Origin of the sequence: Pseudomonas sp. WS 5078 (assembly GCF_012985745.1) — a bacterium.
Lineage (GTDB): Bacteria > Pseudomonadota > Gammaproteobacteria > Pseudomonadales > Pseudomonadaceae > Aquipseudomonas > Aquipseudomonas lundensis_A.
Genome location: NZ_JAAQWX010000005.1, coordinates 238029 through 254822, shown reverse-complemented (window position 1 = coordinate 254822; position 16794 = coordinate 238029). Strand labels below are relative to the sequence as shown.

The window sequence follows — 16794 nt, the reverse complement described above, 5'->3', positions numbered from 1 at the left end:
ACCACACGTCATATGAGCATAGAATCATTCGCCAAAAAGGGACGCCGATTACGTGACACCGCTAATAGTCCTGTACCTCTGGTTAAGTGCTTGCGCACTTCAGGATCTGTACCAGCGCCAGATTGCCAACACCCTGACACTGGGCGGTATGGCGCTGGCCGTGCTGTATCTGCTCTGGAGCGGCCACACCTGGCTCGGCGCACCCGCCAGCGAAGCCGGGGTCGCGCTGCTGATCGTGCTGGTGCTGACGTTGCCTGGGTATGCGCTCAATACGTTCGGCGCCGGCGATGTAAAACTGCTGATCGCCCTCGCCCTGGCCACCGATCGTCTGACGGTGTTGGGCACGGTGATCGGCGCAGGTGTGTGTGCTGTGCTGTGGATGCTGATCGCGTCAAAAATCCTGCCGCTGCTTTATCAACGGGTTACAACGCCTGATGTTGAAGATCCCGGGAATCTGTCAAAAAAAATCGCCTTCGCCCCCTTTTTGCTGGCGGGTTTTACCCTGGTTTGGCTGTGCATGCCCTAGTGCATGCGTAGGATTTATTCCGTGTACAGCAAGGGAAAGTGGGTCTACTTTTAAACCAGCCTTCTCATGATGAGAGGGGCAAGTTGCCTTGAATTGGCTTGCCAGGCATGGAGTAACGCGTGAACAAGCTTAGCCCACTCATAAAAGTGCTGGTGGTTGACGACCAGCCCTTGATCGTCGAAGAACTCTGCGAGTTTCTGGAAAGCAGCGGCTACCGGTGTGTGCCTTGTGAATCGAGCCGCGAAGCGATTGAAAGTTTCTGCGCAGACCCCGAAATCGGTCTGGTGCTGTGCGATTTGCACATGCCGGAGATGAATGGCATCGAACTGACCCAACACCTGCAAAAGTTCGCCGGTAAAAAGCGCTTGTTTGAAAGCATTCTGCTGACCGGCCGTGCCGATAAACAGGACGTGATCAAGGCCTTGCGTATCGGCATTGCGGATTACTACCAAAAACCGGTCGACCTCAATGAATTGCTCGAAGGCATTCAGCGTCAGGAAGAGCGCGTGCGCGAACGCATGAAAAGCGCGCAACTTGGGCACTTGAATCAGAAGCTACAGTTTTTGGCGGACTCGATTGACGACCTTTATCAGGACATGGAATCGGTAAGACGCCCGCCGCTGTCAGCCGCCGATGAGGGCGCCAGTGACGACGTGTCTGAAATCATGCCAGCCATCTTTCAGCAGTTGTCACCACGCCAGCTGGACGTGGCCCGTCTGGTGGGCAAGGGCCAGACCAATTACCAGATCGCCTGCGACCTGGGCATCACGGAAAACACAGTCAAACTCTACGTGTCGCAAGTGCTGCGCCTGACCCACATGAACAACCGTACCCAGCTGGCACTGGCGCTGTCACCCAATGCCAGCGCCAAACAGCACCGGCTGACGGCCCACTGAAGCCCCCACGCCTATACGCGCGCCGGCCCAGCGAGTACAGGCGGTGGCGGGCGTTTTAATTGGACGTACCGCCCCCGCTGCCCGATTCCTGTTTGTAGTACTCAGGGATTTCGTGATCGTAACTTTTCAGCAACCGTTGCAGGCTTTGTTCGCGCTCCTGCGGCGTGACCGTTTGCGGCACGTTCGATCGCTCTTTACCGCTGACCTGAATCTGCAACCAGTTTTCGGTTTCCTGCTGATAACGTGACGCCGGGCCCGGCTCGATGGCCAGTGCGCTCAACGGCACCCACAGCAGTAACACCCCGACACGTACGCTTATTGCCATCGCACACCTCCGTTATTTGAGCACCGCCACCTGATTACTGGCCGGGGCTTTAAGTGCTTGCGCACGCGCTTGGGCTTCGGTCACTTGTTCCGGCGTCAATCCGGCACGGGTGACCAGTTCCGCCGCCTGCTTCCAGTTGTCCTGATAGATCAACAGCGTCACCAGGTTCAACGCCGCCAACGCGTCGTCATCTTTGCTGAGCTCCAGCGCGGTCAAAAATTCAAAGCGTGCGTCGTCGATGCGCAGCAGGTTCAGGTAAACCACCCCCAAGTCATTGCGAATCTTGTCATCGGTGGGCGCCAGACTGGCCGCTTTTTGCAGGTAGGCCAGCGCTCGCGCGTTGTCTCCGCGCCCCGCCGCCAATTGTCCCAAACCATGCTCGCCCTCGGCCGCCAGACAGGTGCCCAGCAAGCTTTGATAAAGGGCTTGCGCCTCGCTGCGGCCCAACTGGCGATAGATGCGTGCCTTACGCAACTGGACCTGCCCATAGCGCTCAGGCAAGCTTTGCAGGTTGGCCAGACTGGCGTGCAGTTTGCCTTCCTTGGCCATATCGTCGGCCAGGTTCATCGACAACTCTTGATCGCCACTCAACTTGGCGCAACTGCCACTCAAGGCCAGCCAGGGCGGGTTACTCGCGCCCCCGGTCGCACAGCCGCCCAGCATCAGCAGCCCACACGCGACGATCACAGCTTTCATGCTCACCCTCCCGGTCAAGAGCCAAAGGCCCGCGAAATAGCCATAAAACTGGGGCCGGCCAATACAATCAGTAATGCAGGAAACAGAAACACCATCATCACCACGGACATCTTGGCCGACATTTTCGAGATGTATTCCTGCATGCGCGTCAGGCGCCGGTCATCCAGCAACGCTTTCAGCGCCTGCAACGACTTCATTGCGCCGCCGCCCTGCTGGATCAGTTGTTGAAGAATCACGCAGGTATCGTCGAACTCATCGACCGCCAGCAGGCTCGCGGTTTTTTGCAGTTCCTGACCCAGCTCCAGCCCGGAGTCGACACGGGCCAGCACCAGCCGCAGTTCCCCGGTCAACACGGGTAACAATTGCTGCCCCTCCTGGCTCAACACGCGCAGCGCTTGCTCCACCGCCATGCCGGACTCAAACAGGATGCGCAGCAACGGGATAAACGTGGACACCTCATTCGCGATCTGTTGCTGGCGCCGGGCAGCCGCCAATGCCAGTAAGCGTTTGGGGATCAAGTAGCCGATGGCCAACCCGAACAACAGTGCAACCCCGAGGTTGCCCGCGTCGGGGTAAAACACCTTATGGCCTACAAACACCAGTCCGGCCAGCACCACCGGGGTGCCCACCTGAAAAGCGGCAAACAATGAGCGCTGACTGGCCGTGCGCCAGCCCAGCCGGGTGAGCAACGCCTGAGTTTCGTTATCCAGCGACACCGAGCGCTGGCCCACCTTGCTGCTGCCCACCGCGCGCAGCCATGAACTGAATTTGCCCGGCCCGGTTTTCGCCCCCTCCAGACGCTGCATGACGCGTTGCTGGCGCATCCGCTGCTGGATCACGGTGTTGATCACCAGTGCCAGGGCGGCCAGCAACAAGACAACGCTTATCAGCAAGGCCATGTCATACGCTCCGCACCATGCGCCATAGGGTAAAGCAGCCAATCACCTGCATTGCCAGCGCTGTCAGCAACAAGTGCTGCCCGGACGTGTCGTTCCACATCTTGGGCAGGTACTCGGGATTGGTCAGCATGAAATACACCATCACCAACACCGGCAAGGCCGCCAGCACCATGGCCGTAAACCGTGTTTCACCGGTCATGGCTTTGAGCTGGCGTGCCCCTTGTTCACGCTCGCGGATCAGGGTGATGAGGTTTTCCAGCAGTTCGCTGGCGTTGCCGCCATAGCGGTTGTTGACCTTCAAGCCGAGGGCAAACAGGCGAAACTCCTCACGCTCGTAAAGCTCGGCAAAGTCCTGCACCGCTTCGGGCAAGCTGACACCCAGTTGCACGTTGCGCGAGACGCGACTGATGGCGGTTTTGAGGGGATCACTGGACGCCTCGATTGCATTCAGCACCGCATCGGCCAAGGTGCGCCCGGCCTTCAAACTGCGTACACAGTGGTCGAGCAACTGCGGCAACTGCTCAACCATGCGCCGCACCTGTCGGTGATAACGCCAGCTGAGGAACAGTTTCAGACACACAGGCGGCAACACCGCAAAGGCGACTGACAACGTCCAGCCACCCACGAGCCCCGCCACCACTATCGCCGCGGCCCACACGCCGAGCCACAGCCCCAGGCGCTCCGACGGCCGTGGCAGCCCGGCCTGCAAGAAGGCGCGGTCCAGCCAGGCCAGACCGCCGAATTTTGCGGCCGGTGGCGGCTGCCCTTCGGCCAGCCGACTGAGCACCCGGCTGGTGGTCGGATTACGCAAGACGCGAAAAACAATAAACAGCGCCAGGCCCAACATCAGTAAGGCAATCAGTAACAGCAGCAAGGCCGGGATCATGTTCTGCCCCTCAGCCGTGAAGGTTCGCAATCGGCTCGCGACGTAATTTGTCGCCTGCCGGGTTCAGCGCTTCGCGCATAAAGCCAAACCCCGTGCGTCGATCCAGCCGGAACAGGGTGTTGGTGACGTACACATCATCGCGCACGCCCACCACTTCCAACACTTCACTGACGCAGCGACGCCCGTCTGGCATGCGCGTGAGCTGGATGATGACGTCCAGCGCGGCGCAGATCATTTGGCGCAGGGTTTTCTCCGCCACTGTGCGCCCGGTCAGGCCCACCAGTGTTTCCAGTCGCAACAGCGCATCCTGTGCGGTGTTGGCGTGCACGGTGCTCATGGAGCCATCGTGCCCGGTGTTCATCGCGGTCAACACGTCGAGCACTTCAACCCCGCGGATTTCCCCGAGAATGATGCGGTCGGGGCGCATCCGCAGGGCGTTGCGAATCAGGTCGCTGGCTTTGACTTCACCATGGCCTTCAGCATTGGGCGCACGGGTTTCCAGGCGCACCACGTGCGGGTGACCGAGCTGCAATTCGGCCACGTCCTCGATAGTGACCAGCCGCTCATAGGGGTTGATCAACTGGCTGAGGATATTCAGCAAGGTGGTTTTCCCGGTGCCCGTGCCGCCGCTGATGAGGATGTTGCAACGCTTGCTCACGGCTTCGTGAATGAAGTCGAAAATCGCCTGATCGATGGTTTGCATGGCCATCAGGTCCGTGCTTTTGAGCATGTCCTTGCGAAACTTACGAATCGACAGGCACGGGCCGTCCAAGGCGATTGGCGGAATGATCGCATTGACCCGGCTGCCGTCGGGCATGCGGGCATCCACCATGGGCGAGGATTCGTCGAGGCGGCGCCCCAACGGCGCGAGAATACGCTGCATCACCCGCTCGACATGGTGGTCGTCGATAAAACGCAACTCGCTCTGGTGCAGAATGCCGTCGCGCTCGACAAACACCCGGTACGGGCCGTTGACCAGAATTTCGGTCACCGCCGGGTCGCGCAGCAGCACTTCCAGCGGGCCAAACCCGGTGAGTTCATCCACGATTTCCTCGGCCAGACGCTCCATTTCATAACGTGAGATCGCCAGGTGCAGGCGTGACACGTATTCGGCCACTTTGTCCGTCACGAACTGGGCCAGCGCATGGCGCGAGTCTTCCAGCAGGTTTTTCCCGGTTTCTTCAATGGCATCGATGATGTAGCGGTGCAGCACCAGTTTCAGGCTGTCGTGATCGGCATGGCCATTCTTGCTGTGCAGGCCCGCGCCAAACAGTTTCTCGCTGCTCATTTAGGCCCCCAGAGGCGTGTCAGCCAATGGGCGGGCGGCTTGGCCAGCCCTTGCGAGCGTTTGGCCAAGCGCTCACCCAAGGTTTTCAGGCCTTGGCTCAGGGCCTCGCGCGGGCCCAGCTCGAACAGCGTGGTGGCCTGGTTTTTGGCGTTCATTCGCAACTCGTCGGCGGGCGGCAAGCTGACCAGCACTTCCAGGCCAAACGTCTTGGCCAGAGCGTCGGCGTCGGGCGCCACACCCCGCAGGTAACGGTCCACCAACAGCCGCGCATGTTCGAGCTTCATGCCTTTGGCGCGCCACAGGTTGAGGATCGCCAGATTGCGTCGGCAGTCGAGGATGTTCTGGTCGGTGTACCACAACAACTTGTCGCAATGGCTGACAAATGTGCGCAATGCTTCGCTGTCAGGCTGGCCCGTGAGGTTCACCACGATGTGTTGAAAATGCTGACGCAAAGCACTGAGCAGCATGTACAGCTCGGCCGCGCTGGTGTGCTCCAGCGGTTCATCGCTGTCGCTGTAGGCCAGGATGCGCAAACCGCCGGGGGCGGCGGTGAAGGCGCTGTCGATCAGCGTGCTGTCCAGTCGCCGCAAGTGGCGCAGGGCATCGCCAAAGTAGAACGAACTTTCCAGCCCCAATAGCGTGAGGCTGTCGCCACGGGGCAAACCCAAATCAAGCAACAGGGTTTGCTGATCGCTCTTCTGCACGACCAGCCCGAGATGACTGGACAGCAAGGCGCCATCGGCGTTGCACTGCGCGCTGTACATCACGGTCAGGCCGCCCAGCTGCGCATTGGGTGTAACGGCGGGCAGCCGCTTGTTCAAGCGTCGAACCAACCCGGCCACTTCGCTGGAGCGCGAACCATATGCGACAAAATCCCGCGCACCGGCGCGCATGGCGTTGAGCACCAACTGATTGTCCATGCCATCGCCCAGCGCCACGATGGCCAACATCGGTTTGGCTTCCAGCGCGCCTTCAATCAATGCGCACTGCGACACCACTTTCTCGCGGTCCAGTCCCACGAACACCAGCCCGGCGAAGGTGACATCCACCAGCGCCAGCAACTCATCCAGACTGCCCGTGCCAGCGCCCACCACTTGGCCCATGGGCGCCAGTGCGCCTTGTAACCACTCAAGATCGGTGTTGTTTCGCGTCAATGCGAGAAACGTCTGGCTCAAGCTCTGGCTCATTTGGATAACCCGCTACGGCGATTAAAGTTGCCGTTTTCGAGGAAGTACAAGCGGTACCAATTGGGGTCGTAATTGCGCAGTTTTTCTCCGGGCAGAGAAGGCAATTGGGCATTGGCCGCCAACGGTTGAATCAGGTGCGGGGTCACAATCATCAGCAACTCGCGCTCTTCGCGGCTGATGTTGGAGGAGCGGAAAAAGGCCCCGAGAATCGGGATGTCGCCTAACCCCGGAAACTTGTCCACCTGCGAGCTGTTGCGCGAACTGATCAAGCCGCTGATGACAAAACTTTCGCCATCGGCCAAGGAAATACTGGTATCGGTGCGGCGCACATTCAGACCCGGCACCATCGTGCCCGCGATATTCACCGCATTGGTGTAGTCCAGTTCACTGACTTCAGGGGCGACTTTGAGCACGATGCGGTCGCGGCTTACGATGGTGGGGGTCAAGGTCAGGCGGATGCCGAACTCTTTGTACTCGATCGACACGTTGTCGCTGCCACTGCTGGGCACCGGCACTGGCACTTCGCCGCCGGCGAGAAACGTTGCGCTCTGGCCGCTCAGCGCCACCAGACTCGGGCGCGCCAGGGTGTAGGCAAAGCCGCTGCCTTCGAGGGCATTAATCATGGCCCTGACACGCCCGCCGCCAAAACCGATGTTGAAGTACTTGTTGTTGGCCGGAGGACCGCCGGTGATGACGTTTTCCGCCGTGGTAATCAGCGAGCCCGGCGAACCGAACAGGAAGTTGCTGCCCATGCCGAAAATCGAGGTACTGGCTTCTTGCAGCTTGGTGCGGCTGACTTCTACGAAGCGGATATCCGTCTGTACCTGACTGGGCAACGTCGGGTCTTCAGACGGTGACAGCGCGGCACTGGTCAGCGCTGCAGTCGCTTTGCCCTTGACGAACACCATGCTCTGGCGCGGTGATTTGGAACAGGCGGTCCAGACCATCAGGCTGGTAGTACCCGGCGCAACGCCGGTCAGTAAAAAGGCACTGTCGCCATTGGCGTGTACATCGGCAATGGTCGGGTCACCCACGGCAATGCGGGTGATGCTGACGGGTGAATCCAGTGCTTGTTGGGTGCCCTGCGCCACTTCCAGCACAGCGGGCAACGCCCCCAGTGACGCGCATTGGGCCGATGCCGCCACAGCCATTTGCACAGACAGGCCGCTCAACATCAGCGTCCAGACAACTTGTTTGAACAGCGGCACACAACGTTGACTCATGCGAGGGCTTCCTTGCAGATCGGGCATTTCTTATTGGGTTGACGGCTGGGCTGCTTGATTGCCGCGGATGATTTCGATGCCACGGGGTCGCGGCACACCGGTCGGGGCATTGAGTGGCGCCTTGAGCGGACTGGCCATCGCCAGTTGATTGAACTGATACAGGCTGCGCCTGGCGGTCTCCAGATTGGCCGCAGCATCCTGCTCACCTGACCAGTATTTGCTCAAGCGTTGTTCTTGTGCGCTGCGCACCGCCAGGCGCAAAGTGCCAGCTTGTGCGGCGAGCATCAGTTGATTGACCAGTGGCTCCGGGATCGCCAGGACCACGGTGCGGGCCGCCACGCGCCGCTGGGCTTGTTGCTGCGCCTGCTCGGCGGTCAGCGCCTGACTGAGTGGCTGGCCATCGCTGCTCAGGCCTAATTCATCGCCGATGCTCAGGACCCGCACTGCGGGCAACACCACTTGGGTCGAAGGTTCAGGGTTGGCGGTGTCCTGACGCAGAAACAGCAAAATATCGACGTAATCCCCGGGACCGAACTGCCCGGCAGCGCCGGCCACTTCATCAATCGCCACCGCCAGTGCGCGTTCGTCAGGGCGAATCATGCGCGCCAACGGCCCGCCGATTTCAAAGCTTTGCTCATTGAGCCACGTGCCAGCATTCAGCCCGCGCCACGGGGTGCGACCCACCGCCTGATCGATAGAGGTAAGGCTGCCGACAGGCGCCGTGCGCAATTTTTCCAGCGTCAAATCATCGGCAGTCAGGGCCACATGCGGGGCTACATCGCGGGTTAACACCACCACGGCATGTTTGGTCTGGTCCTCAACATTGGCCACACCTTGCTCCACCACCTGCGCCACAGGGGCAGGAGGCACAGGCTGATGACGGGTCAGCATCAGCCCCCAAAAACCGGCGGCAATGGCCCCTAAAAACAGCACCGCTGCTAGCACCAGACTGCGGCGATTGTTCATATGGTTCTCCCTTCCCCACTGCGTACGGCAGACAAAAAATCATGCGCAATCAGGTAGCTATGAACGGTCGGACGGTTGCAACCATTTCGCTATTTGAAGGTAGCGCAGGTAGGACAAAACGCCATTACTGACCGGATTATTTCTGACAGGAGATTTAAGGACTTTGATTTGTTTACGTTTTTAGGATCCGCACCTCATCGTCCGTTTGGATTAGTACTTTGTGATTAATCCTTTATTACAGTTGTGAGGTCCGGCTTTGTTGACAATGCTCTGATGGCACATCGGAAGTATGTAGCACCCACGTTACACAGTGCCCGTTGCGGCGCACTAAGGAGAAGTCAGATGCTTCTAGATACTGTTCTGAAAGTGTATGTGCCGACTCAGGCGTTTTGCGTGTACCAGACCCGGCAACTGATCAAACGCCGGGATGGCGCTTCAGGTATTGAATACGCCCTGATTGCCGCGATGGTTGCCGTGGTGCTTGCATTGTTTGTCACGCCGCTGTCGGGTGTGGTCAAGTCCACATTCAACGACTTGGTCAGAGGATTGGGCGGAACGCCAGTGACATAGGTCTGTGCATCAGGCCTACACTCTGCACCCTACCCTTTTTCAGGAATGCAACATGACCTCCTCTTCGACACGCCAACAGCTTCTCCTAGTGGATGACGAAGAGGATGGACTTTCTGAACTGGCCGAGTTGCTGGAGGGCGAAGGCTTTTGTTGCCACCTCGCCACCTCGGTCAAGATCGCTTTGCAACAGCTGACCAACCACCCGGACATTGCCCTGGTGATTACCGACCTGCGCATGCCAGAAGAGAGTGGTATTGCCCTCATCAGGCGCTTGCGTGAACACACCTCGCGTCAACACCTGCCGGTGATCGTCGTATCCGGACATGCCGACATGGATGATGTCAGCGACCTGTTGCGTTTGCAGGTATTGGACCTGTTCCGCAAACCCATCTATCACATGCGTCTGCTCGATACGCTGGACAGCCTCTTCCCTAAGCCGAACCCCAAGTCCATCGACAGCTGAAGCCCCGATTTGCGCGCCGAAAAGCCCGCGAGGTTGCCCTCGCGGGCCTGGCTCGCTATAGCTGATAACTGAAACTCAAGGTGTAGCGCGGGCGGCGGTTGAAGCTGTCCAGCGCCATGTCGGACATCGGCTTGGCCGCTTCAAGGGCAATGTTGTAATAACGCTTGTCGCCAAAACGCAGCCCGACTGCCGCCGAGGACATGTCCGAGCCCTTAAACGGCAAATCGTTAAACCAGGTTTTGGCCTTGTCCAGCACCACGTAGGGCTGAAGCAGTTTCACCCACGCACCCTCGCGGTTGAAGCTGTAATTGACCTCGTAGGCGACCCCCCACCCCTTGTCGCCGGACGCTTGATCGTCGGGGTAACCGCGGCCAAAGTTTTGCCCGCCAAACACTGCCCGTTCGCTGTCGGGCAAGCTGTCTGCACTCCAGTACAGGGCGCCGGACATCACACCCTGCCAATTCTCGAAAAAGCTGTCGCTCTGCACGCCGGATAAACGCAGCCGAAAAAAATCCAGGTCGTACTGATTGCCGGTCAGGTTGGTTTCACTCTTGGCGCCCAAACCTTTCATGCCCTGATAGACACCGGCGCTGACGATGCGCAGCTGCTGTTTATCAGACTTGCGCCAGTCGCCCTCGAACGCCAGGGCGCGCACATCCGTTTTTTCGCTGAGGCTGACCGGGTAACCGACCACGTCGTAATCGGTACGGTCATTCACGCCATACAACCGGGCACCGACACTCAGCCATTGATTGGGCGCTGCAATCAGCGGGTGACTGACGCCTACCGAGAAGCGGTCGTTTTCGCGATGCGGCTTGAGTTCGAAGCCGTCGCTGGTGGCAATGCTGCTGCCCGGGTCGCTGCGATAGCGCGCTCCGTACAGGCTTAACTGAGTGCCTTCGGCGTTCAGATACTGGCTGTAGTCGATGCGGTAGTAATGCTCTTTGTCGTTGCCCGGCGGGAACAGCCCACTGATGCTCAACTGCTCGGCCATCGACGTTTGTGAATTGCTGCTGACCCCGAACAGTGCCTGCGTACTGTCACGGCTACCTTCGGTGAGGCTCATGCTGGTGGTGAAGGGTTTGCGGCTGGCGTTAATGGTCAGGGTCGAGGCACCATCTGTAGTGCCGGGGGGTGGCACTTGAGCTTGCAGCGTCACACCGGGAAGACGGCCCATCAGCGTTGCGTAACGGTCGAAGGTTTTGCGGGTCAGCGGACGCTCGCCCTTGAGCTTGTCCACCAGTTCATCAATAAAGCCCTTCACACGCCCCACATCACCCTGCACGGTGTAATCGCGGATATACCCCTCGACCAGCACCACGCGCACTAACCCTTGATCAAAATTTTGCGGCGGCAAAAACGCGTACGACAGCAAATAGCCATCCGCTTGGTAGCGCTGGGTAATGGTGCGCGTGGCATCGATCAATTGGGCCAGGGTGATCTCATGGCCCAGTAACGATTGATAGGCGGCGCCCAACTCCTTGAGCGGGTACACAGTGCCACCTTCAATCTGCAATTTGCGGATGGTCAGTTTGGTGCCCATCACCAACGGTGGCGGCTCGACCGCGCCCGGCTTGGGCAATTGCAACGCAGGCTTTTGCGGGCGATAAGCATCTACCGGCAGGTTAGGGGTGGGCAGGGTCTGCATCATTTCGTTGCTGTTCAGGTAGCGCGGCAAGGGCTCGGCCGTGACGCACGGGGTCAGCACAAAAAGTACGAGGGGAACGTAAGTACGCATATGACACTCCATGGTCAACAACAGCGACATAACCAGGTGGGCGCGTCATCTCAGGGCGACGCTACCCGGTGCAAGCCCTAGATCCTTGGCTCAAAAAAAAGACGAGAGGCTCATCAGAACCTCTCGTCTCAACCAAGCGTAGGCGCTGTAGGTGAGGCCGTCGAACCGGCCAGGTGCAATTCGTTAGTTTTTCTTGCCCAGATTGCCCAGGCCTCCGAGTACCCCACCCAAACCGCCCAAACCACCGGTTGCCGCACCGCCTTCAGCGGTGGTGCCGCCGTTCAACAGCCCCCCGACCGCACCCACCGTTGCGCCCACGGTATTGACCGTTTGACCGACTGCGCTCACGACTTGGTTGTTGCTGCCCGCATCCACTTTGACGCCAACACTGCTGACCGCGCCGCCGACCTGATTGAGCAAGCCACTGACCGGAGCACCCACACCTGTGGCGGCGCCAACGTTTTGCGTCACCGTCGTCACAGCGCTGGTGACCGGATTAAGCGCTGTGCCCACCGTGGTGGTGACCGCTGCCAGCGGGGCGCCCGCTGCATTATTCGCAACCCCCGTGCCGCCCAGCGCGCCGCCAACAGACGCCACGGTATTACCGATGGCATTGCCGTTGGCGCCTGTCGCATCCACCACACCACTGGTGCTACCACCAGCCAGGCCGGTGCTGACCCCGTTGACCACACCGCCCACAGTCTCCAGCAGGCCCGCCCCCCCCGACACCCGGCAAACCGCCGATACCCCCGGTTCCGCTGCCTGTTCCCCCACCCGCAGCAGGCGCCGGATTGACATAACCGCCCGCTTTGTCAGTGGCACCGGCGACACCGTTGAGCACGCCACCTACCAAGCCGGTCACCGCATTGCCATTCCCTGTCCCCGCCACGTTGTCGCCCAGACCGCCGACGACGCCCCCTACCTTATTCAGCAGGCCATCTACAGGCGCACCGATTCCGGTCGCTGTTCCCACTTTGCCCGTGGTGTTCTCCACCAGTGAAATCACTGGCACCACCACTTTGTCATTCAGCCCGCCGGTCACTTTGCTCAACGGGCCCGTGGTGGCTGCACCGGTGAGGGTGTTGCCGATCATGGTGACCGTTGTGCCGACATTGCCGACCAAACCTCCCGTTGCATCCGTGACTTTATTGACCACCCCGCCGACCACAGGGATCTGGCTGATCGGTGTGTTGTCGATCAACGTACTGACACCTGTGCCAAGGGAGGTCACGCCCTTGCCGACATCGCTTACGGCATTGGTTGCGCCTGCCACAGTGATGCCCAGCGAGTCTTTATTGGTGCCCAACGAGCCAAGGCCATTGGTGACGCCATTGGTGACAGAGGTCACCGCGTTCCCGGTATTGGTCACCAGCCCGCCTGCCACACCGACCACCGGGACAGCGGCCAGAGAAGTGCCAATATCACTGACGGTCGTGCCCACGCCGCCGAGTGCTGCCCCCACCTGACCGACGACTTGACCGGTCACCAATGGGGTCGTGCCTGCGCCAGTGCCGCCTCCGGTTCCACCACCTGTGCCGCCACCGGTTCCACCACCCGTGCCACCGCCTGTGCCGCCACCGGTTCCACCACCCGTGCCACCGCCTGTGCCGCCACCGGTTCCACCACCCGTGCCGCCGCCTGTGCCGCCGCCTGTCCCGCCACCGGTTCCACCACCTGTGCCGCCGCCTGTGCCGCCACCGGTTCCACCACCCGTGCCGCCACCGGTTCCACCACCCGTGCCGCCACCGGTTCCACCACCCGTGCCACCGCCTGTGCCGCCACCGGTTCCACCACCTGTGCCGCCGCCTGTGCCGCCACCGGTTCCACCGCCTGTCCCGCCACCAGTTCCACCACCCGTGCCGCCGCCTGTACCGCCACCCGTGCCGCCGCCAGTGCCTCCATCTGTACCGCCACCGGTTCCACCATCAGTGCCGCCATCGCCGCCACCCGTGCTGCTATCAGGTGTGCTGGCCGCTACATGACTTTTAGACCCGCCACCACCGCTGTGGCAGCCACTGAGGCTGACAGTCATTACCAACAGTAGGGCAGTACTTGTTTTTAACCACAGTTGAGTATTCATGATTGAGTCCCTTGCACCTGCTTGCCTGAGTTCAAACGTTTTCTGATCTGTCGTCAGAAATACATTTATCCGTGGCAGACATAACAACCCCGAGGGACGCTTTGAACAATTCACAACTTGGTATTAACCCCTTCTATAACAGGCGTTTCCTTGCCCTTTTGGGTTAATACTTTTGTCAGGGTGAGTGATTCAAAAATCGTTATTTATCAACACGCCGCATAGACTCACTGCGGCCCTATCACCAACGTGATAAACACAATTAGCAGCGTTTTTTTGCACTACGCAGTCGCTGACGGGCAACGACTCGCCATTACTCCACCACGCTGAATTCGACGCGTGCGGTTTGACCGCCTTCGTCCAGTACGCTCAGCTCGTAGCGCCCGAGTTGTTCAAGGGCGGTGGTGAGTGCCTCCTGATGGGCGCTGTCCCCTAATGTCACACCATTGAGAAACCACCAACGACGCCCGTCGCCGCCCAACGCTGTCAAGGTGAGCCGCAGCGCTTGCACACTCGCCGCAGGCCTGCGCAACCGGTCGCCTTCGCGCACGCCGACAATCGACAACGGCGTGACCGAATGCAGCGCCGGTGGCGGGCACTCGACGGAGGCTGGCGGCAAGCGAGCGTCCCGTCGTTCCGCCCGCGGTAACCAAGGCTCCAGCGGCGCGGGCCACAGGGCTACTTCTCGGGGGTGCGCGCCGGGGCATTGCGGCCCGACGCGCTCCCCTTGCGGGTTGACCCACATTTTTTCGCGCAGCCCCACGCCCAACGGCTGATCGGCCGCCAGCAAAGTCGGCGGCGTGGTGTGGTCCAGCGTCCAGGCAAAACGCTGGCGGCGGCAATTGGGATCGCCTTTGCTCAACGGCTGGCCCAACGGCCAACAAATTGCAGCCACACCTACATTGGCCGGCACTGCCTGCACCGGTGCAACGATGCCACGTTGGCTGTCGCGGTTACTCAGTACATCGTGCACTTGCAGCATCAGCGGTGCTGCCGAGGCCAGCCCGAACTGACCCGGCACCGGCGTGCCGTCCGGGCGCCCGATCCACACGCCAATCAGGTAACGCGGGCCTACGCCAATGGCCAGTGCATCGCGAAAGCCATAGCTGGTACCGGTCTTCCACGCCAGCGAGGGGCGTTGGACGAGTTCGGCGCGCGGGTCACGGTCCGGGCGTGCCTGACCACTCAGAATGCGCCGGATGACCCACGCCGAGCCCGGCGACAGCAGGCGTCGCTCATGCAGCTCATCGTCAGGCTGCAAGCGTAAATTGGCACTTTTGCCGTCGCGGGCCAACGCGCTGTAGCCGCTGACCAAATCTTCCAGGCGGCTGCCCGCGCCACCCAGAATCAACGCCAGATTGGGTTCTGCCAACGCGGGCAGCGTCAACGGCACGCCGCCGTTGCGCATATCTGCCGCGAACCGTTTCGGTCCATAAGCTTCAAGTAACTGCACCGCAGGCAAGTTGAGGGACATGGCCAGCGCGGCGCTGGCTGAGACCGGGCCACTGAAGCCCATGGAGAAATTCCCCGGCCGGTAGTCGCCGTAGCGCCGGGGCACGTCTTGGAGCAGCGACTCGGAATGAATCAACCCGGCGTCCATCGCCATCCCGTACAAAAATGGCTTGAGCGTTGAGCCCGGCGAGCGCATGGCGCTGATCATGTCAACATGACCAAAGCGCCGTGCGTCGTTGATGTCCACCGACCCCAAATAGGCACGTACCGCCATGTTGTCGGTTTCTACCACCACGATGGCCGCCGAGGTGTGATCGGGCAAGCGCGCCCGCCAGCCCAACAACAGGTCTTCCAGACGACGCTGCAGGTTGGCGTCCAGCGTGGTACGTATCAACGGCGGGCTGTGGGGGCGATTCAAACGCCGCGCCAGCAAAGGGGCGAGGCTCGGTTCCAGGCGCGGCGCCAACAGCAGCGGCTCTTGCAAAGCATCGTCCACCACGGTGTGCGGCCACACGTCGTACTCGGCCAGCCGCCGCAACACTTTGTCGCGCGCCACCTGCGCGCGCGCCGGGTGGCGGTCCGGGCGCAAACGGCTGGGGGCTTGCGGCAACACGGCCAGCAGCGCGGCCTCCGAAGGCGTGAGGTGTTGCGCAGACTTGCCCAAGTACGCCCAACTGGCAGCCGCCACCCCTTGCAAAGTGCCCCCGAACGGTGCGCGGTTAAGGTACAGGTTGAGGATTTGCTCCTTGGACAAATGCCATTCCAGCTGAGCCGTGCGCCACAGCTGGCGCAGCTTGCCGGGCAGCGTACGTGCATGCGGGTCAAGCAAGCGCGCCACCTGCATCGACAACGTACTGCCGCCCGACAACACGCGTCCGCCACTGAGGTTTTGCCAGGCCGCACGCGCCAGCGCCAGCGGATTAACACCGGGGTGATGGAAAAACCAGCGGTCTTCGTAGGTCAGCAAAGCGTCGAGGTAATAGGGCGACACCTCGTCGGTAGTCACCGGGTAACGCCACACGCCGTTGGCATCGGCAAAACGCCACAGCGGCGTGCCATCTTCGGCCAGCACCACGCGTGCCAGATCATCCTGGGGCAAGGGCAGCGGCCAGATCCTGTCGGCCAGCCACAGTGCGGCACACAGCAGCACAATAGCGACGAACAACCCGCGCAGGCATTTTTTAAGCCGCGATCCCATTAACATCCGCCCGTTACGCAACTTTGCGCCCTGACTGGTTGCCCAAGGGGTATCTCTGGCACAGTGGCCGTCTTCTTAATCGGAACATCCCCATGCACGTCGAAAGTTTTGTAGGAAATCTGGGCCTTTGGTTGGGCACGCTGGTTCGCTGGATCGTTGAAAGCCTGAGCGGTCTGTTCAATGCAATCACCCAGGCCGGCAGTAATTTCATTGATGGCATGGCCCGTGCGCTCGGCATGGACACCTCGATCGTCAGCATTGCGGTGCTGGTGATCGGCCTGCTGTTTTTGTACAACGCGGTGCGCGCCTTCATGCGGGCTTCCATCATCGGCGGCGTAATCTGGCTGTTGCTGGGGTTGTGGGTGTTGAGCTGGGTCATTAGCTGACACGCCACGAGGCTGCAG

At 60.6% G+C, this 16794-nt stretch carries 15 protein-coding genes and 1 pseudogene; 5 read left to right on the top strand and 11 right to left on the bottom strand.

Annotation, left to right across the window (positions count from 1 at the left end):
* The first annotated feature begins 52 nt into the window (after nt 1-52).
* Complete coding sequence (locus tag HBN68_RS09655; protein ID WP_169963823.1) at nt 53-526, top strand: prepilin peptidase; 474 nt, start codon at nt 53-55, stop codon at nt 524-526.
* A gap of 119 nt (nt 527-645) precedes the next feature.
* Nucleotides 646-1422: a response regulator transcription factor gene (locus HBN68_RS09650; protein ID WP_169963821.1), complete on the top strand. Its 777-nt coding sequence runs from the start codon at nt 646-648 to the stop codon at nt 1420-1422.
* Between the two features lie 55 nt (nt 1423-1477).
* Here the strand turns inward: HBN68_RS09650 and HBN68_RS09645 are convergent, their stop codons facing one another.
* Genes HBN68_RS09645 through cpaB form a run of 8 tightly spaced genes read right to left on the bottom strand, consistent with a single transcriptional unit; the run spans nt 1478 to nt 8892 of the window.
* Nucleotides 1478-1747 (bottom strand): DUF3613 domain-containing protein, encoded by a 270-nt coding sequence (locus tag HBN68_RS09645; protein ID WP_094992061.1) that lies wholly within the window; start codon nt 1745-1747, stop codon nt 1478-1480.
* Nucleotides 1748-1759: 12 nt separating this feature from the next.
* Nucleotides 1760-2443, bottom strand: coding sequence for a tetratricopeptide repeat protein (locus HBN68_RS09640; RefSeq protein WP_169963819.1), 684 nt, complete (start codon nt 2441-2443; stop codon nt 1760-1762).
* Between the two features lie 14 nt (nt 2444-2457).
* Complete coding sequence (locus HBN68_RS09635) at nt 2458-3342, bottom strand: type II secretion system F family protein (RefSeq protein ID WP_094992059.1); 885 nt, start codon at nt 3340-3342, stop codon at nt 2458-2460.
* Nucleotide 3343: 1 nt separating this feature from the next.
* Complete coding sequence (locus HBN68_RS09630; RefSeq protein ID WP_169963817.1) at nt 3344-4228, bottom strand: type II secretion system F family protein; 885 nt, start codon at nt 4226-4228, stop codon at nt 3344-3346.
* A gap of 10 nt (nt 4229-4238) precedes the next feature.
* On the bottom strand, nt 4239-5516 hold the full coding sequence (locus HBN68_RS09625; RefSeq protein ID WP_169963815.1) for a CpaF family protein: 1278 nt from the start codon (nt 5514-5516) through the stop codon (nt 4239-4241).
* Nucleotides 5513-6703 (bottom strand): pilus assembly protein, encoded by a 1191-nt coding sequence (locus HBN68_RS09620; protein ID WP_169963813.1) that lies wholly within the window; start codon nt 6701-6703, stop codon nt 5513-5515. The genes HBN68_RS09625 and HBN68_RS09620 overlap by 4 nt, the downstream gene beginning before the upstream one ends.
* Nucleotides 6700-7926 (bottom strand): type II and III secretion system protein family protein, encoded by a 1227-nt coding sequence (locus HBN68_RS09615; protein ID WP_094992055.1) that lies wholly within the window; start codon nt 7924-7926, stop codon nt 6700-6702. Before HBN68_RS09615 ends, HBN68_RS09620 begins: the two co-directional genes overlap by 4 nt.
* Before the next feature lie 30 nt (nt 7927-7956).
* Entirely contained in the window at nt 7957-8892 is a 936-nt protein-coding gene (gene cpaB, locus HBN68_RS09610; protein WP_169963810.1) for a Flp pilus assembly protein CpaB, read from the bottom strand.
* A 342-nt stretch (nt 8893-9234) separates the two neighbouring features.
* On the opposite strand from cpaB, the gene HBN68_RS09605 reads away from it, so the two are divergent.
* Together HBN68_RS09605 and HBN68_RS09600 are read left to right on the top strand one after the other, a co-directional pair.
* Entirely contained in the window at nt 9235-9462 is a 228-nt protein-coding gene (locus tag HBN68_RS09605; protein ID WP_094992053.1) for a Flp family type IVb pilin, read from the top strand.
* Between the two features lie 52 nt (nt 9463-9514).
* Nucleotides 9515-9925: a response regulator gene (locus tag HBN68_RS09600; protein WP_169963808.1), complete on the top strand. Its 411-nt coding sequence runs from the start codon at nt 9515-9517 to the stop codon at nt 9923-9925.
* A 55-nt stretch (nt 9926-9980) separates the two neighbouring features.
* Here the strand turns inward: HBN68_RS09600 and HBN68_RS09595 are convergent, their stop codons facing one another.
* The 3 genes and pseudogenes from HBN68_RS09595 to pbpC form a co-directional block, all read right to left on the bottom strand.
* Nucleotides 9981-11663 (bottom strand): POTRA domain-containing protein, encoded by a 1683-nt coding sequence (locus HBN68_RS09595; RefSeq protein ID WP_094992051.1) that lies wholly within the window; start codon nt 11661-11663, stop codon nt 9981-9983.
* A gap of 183 nt (nt 11664-11846) precedes the next feature.
* A pseudogene (locus tag HBN68_RS21975) lies at nt 11847-13743 on the bottom strand (collagen-like triple helix repeat-containing protein).
* Nucleotides 13744-14053: 310 nt separating this feature from the next.
* Nucleotides 14054-16390 (bottom strand): peptidoglycan glycosyltransferase PbpC, encoded by a 2337-nt coding sequence (gene pbpC, locus HBN68_RS09580; protein WP_169963804.1) that lies wholly within the window; start codon nt 16388-16390, stop codon nt 14054-14056.
* A 92-nt stretch (nt 16391-16482) separates the two neighbouring features.
* Between pbpC and HBN68_RS09575 the strand changes: the two genes are divergently transcribed.
* Nucleotides 16483-16776, top strand: a complete 294-nt coding sequence (locus HBN68_RS09575; RefSeq protein ID WP_094992048.1) for a hypothetical protein — start codon at nt 16483-16485, stop codon at nt 16774-16776.
* Nucleotides 16777-16794: the final 18 nt, after the last annotated feature.